Source organism: Pseudonocardia sp. Cha107L01 (genome assembly GCF_052566575.1).
Genome location: NZ_CP199579.1, coordinates 6,164,559 through 6,174,745, shown reverse-complemented (window position 1 = coordinate 6,174,745; position 10,187 = coordinate 6,164,559). Strand labels below are relative to the sequence as shown.

Genomic DNA, 10,187 nt, shown 5'->3' with positions numbered 1-10,187 from the left:
TCTCCGTTCACTTGATTCCGGTTGTGGCCAGACCCTGCACGAAGTAGCGCTGGGTCAGCAGGAAGAGCACGATCATCGGGAGGCTGGCCATGGCGGTGCCGGCCATCAGCAGGTTCCACTGGGTGGTGAAACCCTCCCCGGACTCCTTCAGCACGGTCAGCCCCAGCTGGACCACCCGCTTGTTGTCGTCGGTGGTGATCAGCAGCGGCCAGAGGAAGTTGTTGAACGACTCCTGGAAGGTCAGCAGCCCGGCGGTGACGAACGCCGGCTTGATCAGCGGGCTGGCGATGCGCGCCCAGATCGACCACTCGCCCAACCCGTCGATGCGCGCCGCGTCCTCCAGTTCGCGCGGGATGGACAGGTAGAACTGCCGGAACAGGAACACCGCGAACGGGGTCACCGCGCCGGGGATGATCAGGCCCCACCAGGTGTTCACCCAACCCGAGCCGCCCGAGCCCAGCCAGTCGTTGCCACCGAACAGCGGCATGGTCTTGGCGATCAGGAACTGCGGCACGATCTTGGTGTAGGTGGGGATCATGAGCATCGCGATGAACCCGAGGAACACCGCCTCCCGGCCGCGGAAGCGGTAGCGGGCCAGCGCGAAACCGGCCAGCGACGCCAGCAGCAGGTTGATCACCACATGCCCGACCGAGATGATCAGGCTGTTGCGGAAGTAGATCCCGAACGGCGCCACGCTGAGCGCGTCGGTGTAGTTGGCCAGCCGCCAGGTGCTGGGCAGCCACGTCGGCGGGAACGTGGCGATGTCCCGGTCCGTCTTGAACGAGGTGAGTGCCATCCAGATGAACGGCGCGACCATGGCCAGGGCGGTGAGGGCGAGCAGCAGGTGGGTGGCCACCCGCAGCCGCGGGGTCAGCCGGTTACGACTCCCGGCGGCGCGCTCACTCATCCTCGTCACCGCCGGTCAGCTTCCGGTTGAGCACGGTCAGGCCGAACAGGAACACGAACAGCACCACCGACTTGGCGCACGCCATCCCCATCTGGAACGTGGCGAACGCGTTCTTGTACACCTCGTAGGTCATCATCGTGGTGGCGTTGGCCGGGCCGCCCCGGGTGAGCACGTAGACCTGGTCGAACGCCTGGAACGCGCTGATGATCGAGACCACCCCGACGAACAGGGTGGCCGGGCGCAGCATCGGCAGAGTGATCCGACGGAACCGCTGCCAGGCGTTGGCCCCGTCCAGCTCGGCGGCCTCGAAGAGCTCGTCGGGGAGGTTCTGCAGCGCGGCCAAGTAGATGATCATCTTGATGCCGATCCCCTGCCACACCCCCATCACGATCACCGCCGACAGGGCGTAGCTCGGGTCGGCGAGCCAGGCCGGGCCGGTGATGCCGAGGAAGCTGAGCAGCTTGTTGGCCAGCCCGCTGTACGGGTCGTAGATCTGGTACCAGACGGTGGCGACCGCCACGGTGGCGGTGACCTGGGGCAGGAAGACCGCCGCCCGGTACCAGGCCCGCGCCCGGATCTGCTGGTTGAGCAGCACGGCCAGGAACACCGCGATCGCCATCGCGACCGGCACGGTGAAGAAGGTGTAGACGGCGGTGTGCCAGATCGAGGTGAGGAAGATCGGGTCGCGGAAGGCCGTGACGTAGTTGCCCAGCCCGACGAACCGCAGCGGGGCCAGCACGCTGTAGTTCGTGACGGACAGGGCGAAGGTGGCCAGCACCGGGAGCGCGATCCAGAACAGCGCGTGCAGCCCGGCCGGCGCCACCATCGTCCAGGCCACCCGGGCCCGGTGGTCGGAGACCTGGCGCCGGCGCTTGGGCGCCGCCGGGCCGCTCGGCGCGGTGTCGACCGGGAGCGGCGGGTGGACCTCGGACGCGGTCATCAGTTCACCCCGAAGTCGGCGATTGCGGCGTCGGCCACGCCGGCCAGTGCGTCGAGTGCCTGCTGGGCGTCCTGGCGGCCGGTCGTGACGGACTGCACGGTGTTGAGGATCTCCTCGCGCAGCGACAGCCACGCCGCGATGCCACCCTCCGGCCGGCCGTACTTGAGGTTGTCCAGCCCGAACTGGATCAGCGGGTGGTTCCGCACGTAGGGGGTGTTGTCCAGCTCGGCAAGTGCGGGCACGTTGCCCCGCTGCGCCGCGCCGGCCAGCGACACCTGCGGGGTGGCGATGAACGCGGCCAGTGCCTGGGCCGCGGACTGGTGTCGGGAGGCCGCCGAGACGGTGACCAGGGTGCCGCCGGCGAAGATCGACGGTTTGGCCTGGTTGAGCAGGAACGGCTGCAGCTGCCCCAGCACTTCGGGGCGCTGTTTCGAGGTGGTGACCCACGCGTTGTTGTGCCCGATGGACATGGCGGCCCGGCCGTCGGCGATCGGCAGCGTGGTGCTGTTCGGGCTGGAGAATCCGGGGTCGATGACCTTGTCCTTCAGTTGCAGGTCGGCCAGCCACTGCAGCGCGGCCACCCCGGTGGGGTCGTTGAACGCCGGCCGGCCGCCCCGGAACAGGTCGCCGCCGAAGGCGAACAACACCGTCTCGAACAACTGCCGGGGGTCCAGGCTCTGCACGTCCAGCCCGGCACAGGTGAGCTTGCCGTCCGTGCGCCGGGTGAGCGCGATGGCATACTCGCGCAGCTCGTCGATGCTGGTCGGGGGGCGGCTGAAGCCGGCCCGGGCCAGGATGTCGCGGCGGGCGATCCCGAACCGGGTGTCCAGCACGACGGGCAGGGCGTAGAGCTTGCCGCCCCACCGGCAGGACGTGAGGACCCGCTCGGAGTAGCCGGCCAGGCCACTGGGCGGGATGGTCAGTTCCGAGAGCACCTGCCGGGACGCGAACGGCTCGACCCAGCCCACCCCGAGCATGATCACGTCGGCCGGGATGCCGGTGGTCAGCCCGGTGGTGATCTTCTGGTTCAGGTAGTTGTAGGTGGTGTAGTCCACCGACACGGTGACCTTCGGGTTGCGCGCCAGGAACTGGGGCAGCAGCTGCTTCTCCAGCAGTGCCTTGCCGTCGGCACCGGGGAAGATCGGCGTGAGCAGGTTGATGTGGCCCTCGGGCGGGCCGCCGAGGTCGGACGGGGTGGACAGCCTGGCGCCGCAGCCGGCGAGCGCGGACAGCCCAGCCAGCCCGGCCACCGAGGCGCCGGCGGTGAGCAATTCACGCCGGGACAGGCCTCGTGACCAGGCATTCATCTGCTTGGGCCTTTCGAAGCGGACGAGAGCGGTGCGTCGATTTACCGGATGCTGCGGGTGCCGCCGAACTCTGGTGGCCCGACTCTAACGGACGGGTTCCTCGGTCCGTGCGCGGCCGTACGTGGTGGGCGCCGTACGTGGTGGGCGTGCGCTGCTCGTGGTCGGCGAGCGTCCGCCAGGTGGGCACATCGAGTGCTACGTCAGCGGGGTTTGATCATGCTCGGGACCCCCGACGTAGCTCTCGGCAACAGAGAACCGGCGCCAGCCGCGGCCCCGCGTGGCTACTCGGTGGCGGTGGTGTCGTTGTTGTCCTGGCCCGCGCGCCGGTCGGTTGAGCCGGTCGGCGGGTTCGGGGTCTCGAGCACGACATTGGTCGACTTGATCACCGCGACCGCGAGGGAACCGGGCTCCAGGCCGAGGTCGCGCACCGCTTCGCTGCTCATCAACGACACCACCCGGTGCGGCCCGCACTGGATCTCGACCTGCGCCATGACCTGGTCGGCGACCACCGAGGTGATCAGGCCGACCATCCGGTTGCGTGCGGAGGTGCGCACCGGCGACGGGTCGGGCGCGGCGCGGGCGTGCGCGCGGGCGAACGTGGCGAGCGCGACGCCGTCGATGACCCGGCGGTTGGATGCGTCCCGCTCCACCGGCAACGTCCCCGTCTCCGCCCAGCGCCGGACCGTGTCGTCGCTGACCCCGAGGAGCTCGGCGGCCTGGGAGATCCTGAACTGGGGCACGCGCGAGAGCATAGATCCGCCGGCTCCCAGGGCCGCTACGCTGGCCGGCGGGCGGGCTCGGTCCGAGCGCCGTGGGCGGGAGGGGCGGCGCGATGGCAATCGTGTCCAGGGGCTTCAAGGGCAGGCCCAGGCGGTCGGACTCGAAGCTCCCGCCCGGCCAGTACCTGACCGAGGACTTCCCGGTACTCGCCGCCGGCCCGACCCCGAAGGTCGCCCGCGAGCGGTGGGAGTTCGTCATCTCCACCGAGACCGGCACCCGGCACCGCTGGTCGTGGCGGGACCTGCTGGCGCTGCCGGCCGAGCGCCCGACGGTGGACCTGCACTGCGTGACCAAGTGGTCCAAGTTCGACACCCACTGGCAGGGCGTGTCGCTGAGCACCCTGCTGGCCGACGTGGAGACGGCGGCCGAGTTCGCGCTGGTGCACGCCTACGGCGGGTACACCACCAACCTGCCGTTGCGGGACCTGCTCGACGGCCAGGCATGGATCGTCTACCAGTTCGACGGCAAGGACCTGACGCCCGAGCACGGCGGCCCCGCCCGGCTGTTGGTCCCACACCTGTACCTGTGGAAGTCGGCCAAGTGGGTGCGCGGGATCGAGCTGCGGGTGACGGACAAGCAGGGGTTCTGGGAGTCCGTCGGCTACCACGACTACGGAGACCCGTGGCGCGAGCAGCGGTACCAGGGGGATTAGGGCGCCTGCGGTGGCTGGTCGCCCGGCTGGTCGAGCGGCGCGACGAGTCCGAGGCGGCCCGCACGCTGGTCTTCGACGTGCCCGGGTGGCCAGGGCACCTCGCCGGGCAGCACGTCGACGTGCGGCTGACCGCCGAGGATGGCTACAGCACCCAGCGCAGCTACTCGATGGCCTCGGCGCCGGCCGGTGACCGTGTCGAGCTCACCGTGGCGCGGGTACCGGACGGCGAGGTCTCGCCCTACCTGGCCGACACGATGGAGCCGGGCGACGAGGTCGAGCTACGCGGGCCGGTCGGCGGCTGGTTCGTGTGGCACCCGGAGGACCCCGCGCCGGTGTTGCTGGTGGCCGGGGGCTCCGGCATCGTGCCGCTGATGGCGATGGTCCGGGTCCGCCGGGACGCCGGCAGCCGGGTGCCGTTCCGGCTGGTGTACTCGGTGCGCACGCCGGACGACCGGTACTACCAGCCCGAGCTGGGACAGGGCCGAGGTGGCCTGGACATCAGCTACCTCTACACCCGGTCCACCCCGCGTGGCGCGGCCCGGCCGGCGCGGCGCATCGACGCGGCCGACCTGCACGCGGGCGGCTGGCCGGCGGAGTTCGAACCGAGCTGCTACGTGTGCGGCCCGACCGGCTTCGTCGAGACCACCGCCGACCTGCTCGTCGAGCTCGGCCACGACCCGGGCCGGATCCGAACCGAACGCTTCGGCCCTACCGGAGACTGACCCGAACCCCGCCCTGGACGGCTACTGTGCCGGCTGCTGCTCCGGCGTCGTGTCCGTCCCGGGTCGGCGGGGGTGGCCGCGGGCGGTTCGTGCGGCCCCGCCAAGGACTTGGGAGAAGTTCGAGTACCGACCGGCCGGCAATGCCCATAACTGCTGGATCGTGCGTAGGTCCGCCGGGTCCTGGTCGGCGTGCGCCTGCACCGCGTGAGCGATCAGCTGCCACTTCTCGGCCGGGTAGTGCAGCCCGCGCAGCGCCCGGTCGAACCGCGCGATGTCCTCGCTGTACACACCTGCCGCGACCTTGTACCAGCGCGACTTCTCGATCACGGTCTCACCTCCGCCTACAACACTCCCGGGTGTGGCCGCATACCTTCTGGGCGGCCACAGCACCCGGGCGTGGAGCACCTCGAGCTCGATCGAAGCCTGCCTGACTCACGCCGTTAACTCCGCGGCCTCACCGTTAACAACGTGTTTCTATGCGGGCAATAGGGTGGTTGCTACGCCGATCGGTGTAGTCCCGGCCGCTGATCGGCCTAGCCGCTGGTCGCGATCGCCTCAGCGTCCTGTCAGCTCCGTCGCCATCTCCCGCGCCGCGCTCTCCAGTCCGGTCAGGTCGCGGACCACCCGGACCCGGCTGCAGTACTCGGCGTAGTCGGGCAGGTCGCAGCCGCCGAGACCCCACGAGTAGCGCGGTTCGGGGGTGAGCCAGATCGTCTCCCGGGCCCTGCGGGTGATCTCGGCAAAGGCCTCCAGGTTCGGGTAGTTGCCGTTGCCCCGGCCGTCGCCCAGCACGATGACGGTGGATCGCCGGTTGACCGCCGAGCCGAAGTCCTCGTGAAAGGTGCTGAACGCCGCGCCGTAGTCGGAGTTGGCGTCGACGTCCAGGACCCCGCTGCCGGCCGAGCCGCCGAACACGAGACCGAGCGCCTGCTCCACCGGGTGATCCTCGAACAGGTCGGTGATCTCGACCAGGTCGGCCACGAACGCGAAGGTGCGGACCTGGCCGAACAGGTTCTGCAGGCCGTGCACCAGGTGCAGGGTGAACCGCGCGGTGGCCCGCACCGAGAGCGAGACGTCGGCCAGGATCACCAGCCTTGGCTTGTCCTCCGCGCGCCGCACGGTCACCGGCGCGAACGGGATGCCGTCGAAGCGCATGTTGCGGCGCATCGTGCGGCCCGAGTCGATCCGCCCTCGGCTGGACACCCGGCGCTTGTGGGTCAGCCCGCCGTGCAGCGAGCGGGCCAGGCGCCGCAGTGACTCCTCCAGCTCCATCCGCTCGTGTTCGCCGACCCGGTCCACCTCGGCGGTCTCCCGCGCCTCGGCGTGCTCCACCACCCGCTGCTCCAGCGCGAGCAGCGCCTCCAGGTGCCGCTTGAGCGCCTCGGGGAGACCGGCCAGCACCCCCGTCATCCGGCGGCGCAGTGCGGCGGCATCGTCCTCGGTGCCGTCCTGCGCGGCGTGGTCCTCCTCGACCTCGTTCAGCCACCCCAGCAGCGCCTCCTGCTCGGCGACGGACAGGTCGGCATCTACCTTGGTGCCCTGTTGCTGGGAGATCTGGCCGGGTGCTCCGGCGCCGTGCAACCGGTCCGTCTCGATCTGCACCCGGTGCTGGTCGGCGCCGTCGGGGGTGTTACCTGTGCTCTCTTTCGACAGCACGATCTCGTCGGTCATCGCGGCCAGGTCGATCTTGTTGGCCTCCTGGTGCAGGTTGTACTGCTGGGCCAGGTCGTCCGGGTCGAAGAAGTCCCGGATGTCGACCGGCTTGCCGTGGGTGTGGCCCTGTTGCGGAGTCTCGCTGGGCTCCTCGGACAGGGTGAACTCGTCCAGGGTCCCGCCGTCGGCGAGGTCCTCGTGGCCGTGCCCGTGGCCGTGCCCGGTGTCGGTGGGACCGACTTTGACCAGCGAGAAGAAGGCATCGAAGATCTCGTCGAAGATCTCCTCGTCCCGCCGGTCCTTGATCACCGCAACCCGCAGGGCGTGGCGGAGGACCTCGCGGTCGGCCAGCATTCCGGGCTGCGCCGCGCAGGTCATCGCGTCGAGCGCCTCGGACACCGAGATACGCACCTGGCGCAGTCGGAGCAGCCGGATGAAGCGGTGCAGGGCAGCTTCCATCGCGGCCCCTCCTAGAGTGCGCGCCGGCGGCCGAGGTTGGCGCCGAAGCTGCGGGCTCCCCGGTCCGCGGTGACCCGTCGCGGCGGGCCGGGCTCAGTGTCCGCCTGGCTGGAGTCCTTGGTCCGGTAGTAGCCGGGACCGTGGCGGCCCGGCGCGTCCTTGCCGGCCCGCACCGCACGGCCGTCCACCTCCTCCGCGTCCCGCTCCGGCCGGCCGTTCGAGGTGTGGCTGTGCTCGCCGTGGTCGTGCTCACCGGGACCGTGCCCGTGGCCGTGGCCCCGTTCGGAGCCGGCCTCCGGGACCTTCGCGTTCGGGTCGACCAGCCGGGGTAGTGCGGAGATCGTCTTGCGTACGTCCTTGTCGTACTTGACGACGACGGACGCGGTGTCGGACAGGATGCCGGCGGTCAGCTCGCTCACCCCGAGCACGGCCAGCGTGCGGGCCCAGTCGATGGTCTCGGAGATCGACGGGGCCTTGCGCAGCTCGAGCTCGCGCAGTCCCCGCACGATGTCCACCAGCTGTGCCGCCAGCGCGTCCGGCAGCCCGGTCCTCTTGGACCGGACGATCTCCAGCTCGCGTTCCGCGGTGGGGTAGTCGAGGAACAGGTGCAGGCAGCGGCGCTTCAGGGCGGCCGAGAGGTCTCGGGTGTTGTTGCTGGTCAGCACGACGTACGGCGGCTTTTCGGCGACGAACGTGCCGACCTCGGGCACGGACACCTGGAACTCGGCGAGGGTCTCCAGCAGTACCGCCTCGAGTGCCTCGTCGGCCCGGTCCACCTCGTCGATCAGCAGCACCACCGGCTCGGGCGAGCGGACCGCCTCCAGCAGCGGGCGCGAGGCCAGGAACCGCTCGGAGAAGAACACGCTCTCCTGTGCACCGATCCGCTCCACCGCGTCCCGCAGGTCCGGGGCGTCCGCAACCACCTGGCCGATCTTCTCCCGCAGGATCTGGGTGTAGAGCAGCTGCTTGCCGTAGTCCCACTCGTAGAGCGCCTTCGTCTCGTCCTGGCCCTCGTAGCACTGCAGCCGCAGCAGTCGCCGGCCGGTGATCTTGGCAAGCGCCTTGGCCAGCTCCGTCTTGCCCACGCCGGCCGGGCCCTCGATGAGCATCGGCTTGTCGAGCTGGGTCACCAGGTACACCGTGGTGGCGAGCCGGGTGTCGGCGATGTAGCCGCGTGCGCCCAGCGCGTCGACGACGCTGGGTACCGAGTCGAACTCCGGCATGCTGCTCCGATCCGCCGAGTGTCTCCCGAAACTGACCGGGCAGCGGACCCACCGCGGCGGATCCGCTGCCCGAATCGTGAACCACGACTAGCCCTAGCTCAATAGGTCGTCCAGGTCGCCGTTCATGCAGTGGTCGACCACCGGGCGGACCGTCTCGAAGGTGCACTCCTTGGCGTTGCCCGGGGTGCAGGCGTCGCCGAGCACGTGGTTGGTGATCCGCTCCACGTCGGCCTCGTCACCGCTGATGACCCGGGCGTTCTCGTAGAACTTGGTCGGCCCGGTGCCGAGACGGTTCTTCGAGTAGCTGCTCTGCGTGACGTCGACGAACCGCTCCGGGATCCCGACGTCGCGCAGCAGCCGGATCGACGCGGCGAGCGCGGCCTCGGCGGCCTGCACCTTGGTCATCCCGTGCGTGTCGATGTCCATCGCCTCGGCGATGTCGGCGAACCGTTCGTAGGCCACCGGCATGTTGAACGCCCAGACCCGGGGCAGCGCGATCGCGTTGTTCAGCCCGTGGTGGGTGTCGTAGAACGCGCTGACCGCGTGCGAGATGGAGTGGATGATGCCGAGCCCGCCGGAGTTGAAGGCCTGCGCGGCGATGTACTGGGCGTACATCATGCCCTCGCGGCCGGGCAGGTCCTGACCGTTCCACACCGCGGCGCGCAGGTGCTGTGCGGTCAGCTTGATCGCGTGCAGGGCGTTGCCGAGCGAGGGCTGGAAGTTCAGCCGGGACACGTAGGGCTCGGACGCGTGCGCCAGCACGTCGAAGCCGCACTGCGCGGTGTAGTCGATCGGGCAGTCGTAGTAGAGCACCGGGTCGTCGATGGCCAGCGAGGTCACGCAGTAGTCGTCGAACGCGACGTACTTGTGCGGGTTGTCCGGGTCGGTGGTGGTGTCGGTGATGACGTAGGCCCACGAGGTCTCGGACCCGGTTCCCGCCGTCGTGGACACCGCGATGTGCGGCGGGTTCTGGGGGTTCTCGCTCTTGTTGAAGCCCTCGAACTCGTTGACGTTGCGGCCGTCGTGCGCCACCGAGACCCGGGCGCCCTTGCAGGCGTCGTGCGATGAGCCGCCTCCGATGGACACGAAGCTGTCGCAGTTGTTCTGCTGGTACAGCTCGACGGAGTCCATGACGTTGTAGTCCTTGGGGTTGGACTCCACCTTGTCGTAGACCACGACCTCGAGGCCGTGGTACTTCATCGACTCGGTGATCTTCTCCACGATGTTCGAGCCGCGCAGGCCGGAGGTCATCACCAAGGTCCGCTTGAAGCCCAGTTTCAGCGCTTCCGGGCCGATCAGCTCGTGGCCGCCCGGGCCGAGCAGCGCCCGGGGGAACGGGTGGAATTCCTTGATCGGGAACGGTTTGAGGAGTTCGTCGACCTGCATTGCGGTCCTCTCTCGAGCCGATGGTGGGGGTGCGAGTTCCTGGCCGGCGACGGTAGGGCGGCCTGTGACCCGGCTGACAGCGTCGCGCCGGGAAACCGTCGCTGCCGAGGGGGCCGAACCTGTCCGGTCGGGTAGGTACCTGGCTCTCCGGTAGGGCG

The 10,187-nt window shown here is 69.8% G+C and carries 10 protein-coding genes; 2 read left to right on the top strand and 8 right to left on the bottom strand.

The window, feature by feature from the left end; translation table 11 throughout:
- Positions 1-7: 7 nt before the first annotated feature.
- From ACTXG6_RS28930 to ACTXG6_RS28915, 4 genes are all read right to left on the bottom strand, one after another.
- Positions 8-907 carry a carbohydrate ABC transporter permease gene (locus ACTXG6_RS28930; RefSeq protein ID WP_445182559.1) on the bottom strand — a complete coding sequence of 300 codons (900 nt, stop codon included), beginning with the start codon at positions 905-907 and terminating at the stop codon, positions 8-10.
- Positions 900-1,847 (bottom strand): carbohydrate ABC transporter permease, encoded by a 948-nt coding sequence (locus tag ACTXG6_RS28925; protein ID WP_445182558.1) that lies wholly within the window; start codon positions 1,845-1,847, stop codon positions 900-902. The genes ACTXG6_RS28930 and ACTXG6_RS28925 overlap by 8 nt, the downstream gene beginning before the upstream one ends.
- Positions 1,847-3,154 (bottom strand): extracellular solute-binding protein, encoded by a 1,308-nt coding sequence (locus tag ACTXG6_RS28920; protein ID WP_445182557.1) that lies wholly within the window; start codon positions 3,152-3,154, stop codon positions 1,847-1,849. Before ACTXG6_RS28920 ends, ACTXG6_RS28925 begins: the two co-directional genes overlap by 1 nt.
- A gap of 281 nt (positions 3,155-3,435) precedes the next feature.
- Positions 3,436-3,894 (bottom strand): TOBE domain-containing protein, encoded by a 459-nt coding sequence (locus ACTXG6_RS28915; RefSeq protein ID WP_445182556.1) that lies wholly within the window; start codon positions 3,892-3,894, stop codon positions 3,436-3,438.
- Positions 3,895-3,986: 92 nt separating this feature from the next.
- Here ACTXG6_RS28915 and ACTXG6_RS28910 point away from each other — a divergent pair, with 92 nt between their 5' ends.
- Both ACTXG6_RS28910 and ACTXG6_RS28905 read left to right on the top strand, forming a co-directional pair.
- A complete protein-coding gene (locus tag ACTXG6_RS28910; RefSeq protein ID WP_445182555.1) occupies positions 3,987-4,586 on the top strand; it encodes a sulfite oxidase-like oxidoreductase in 600 nt (199 codons plus the stop codon).
- Positions 4,556-5,308, top strand: coding sequence for a ferredoxin reductase (locus tag ACTXG6_RS28905; protein WP_445182554.1), 753 nt, complete (start codon positions 4,556-4,558; stop codon positions 5,306-5,308). The genes ACTXG6_RS28910 and ACTXG6_RS28905 overlap by 31 nt, the downstream gene beginning before the upstream one ends.
- Positions 5,309-5,329: 21 nt before the next feature.
- On the opposite strand, the gene ACTXG6_RS28900 is transcribed toward ACTXG6_RS28905, so the two are convergent.
- The 4 genes from ACTXG6_RS28900 to mdo form a co-directional block, all read right to left on the bottom strand.
- Positions 5,330-5,635: a DUF2795 domain-containing protein gene (locus ACTXG6_RS28900; protein WP_445182553.1), complete on the bottom strand. Its 306-nt coding sequence runs from the start codon at positions 5,633-5,635 to the stop codon at positions 5,330-5,332.
- 228 nt (positions 5,636-5,863) lie between these two features.
- Complete coding sequence (locus tag ACTXG6_RS28895; RefSeq protein WP_445182552.1) at positions 5,864-7,420, bottom strand: VWA domain-containing protein; 1,557 nt, start codon at positions 7,418-7,420, stop codon at positions 5,864-5,866.
- Between the two features lie 11 nt (positions 7,421-7,431).
- Positions 7,432-8,643: an AAA family ATPase gene (locus ACTXG6_RS28890; RefSeq protein WP_445182551.1), complete on the bottom strand. Its 1,212-nt coding sequence runs from the start codon at positions 8,641-8,643 to the stop codon at positions 7,432-7,434.
- Positions 8,644-8,736: 93 nt separating this feature from the next.
- Positions 8,737-10,029, bottom strand: a complete 1,293-nt coding sequence (gene mdo / locus ACTXG6_RS28885) for an NDMA-dependent methanol dehydrogenase (protein WP_445182550.1) — start codon at positions 10,027-10,029, stop codon at positions 8,737-8,739.
- Positions 10,030-10,187 lie beyond the last annotated feature (158 nt).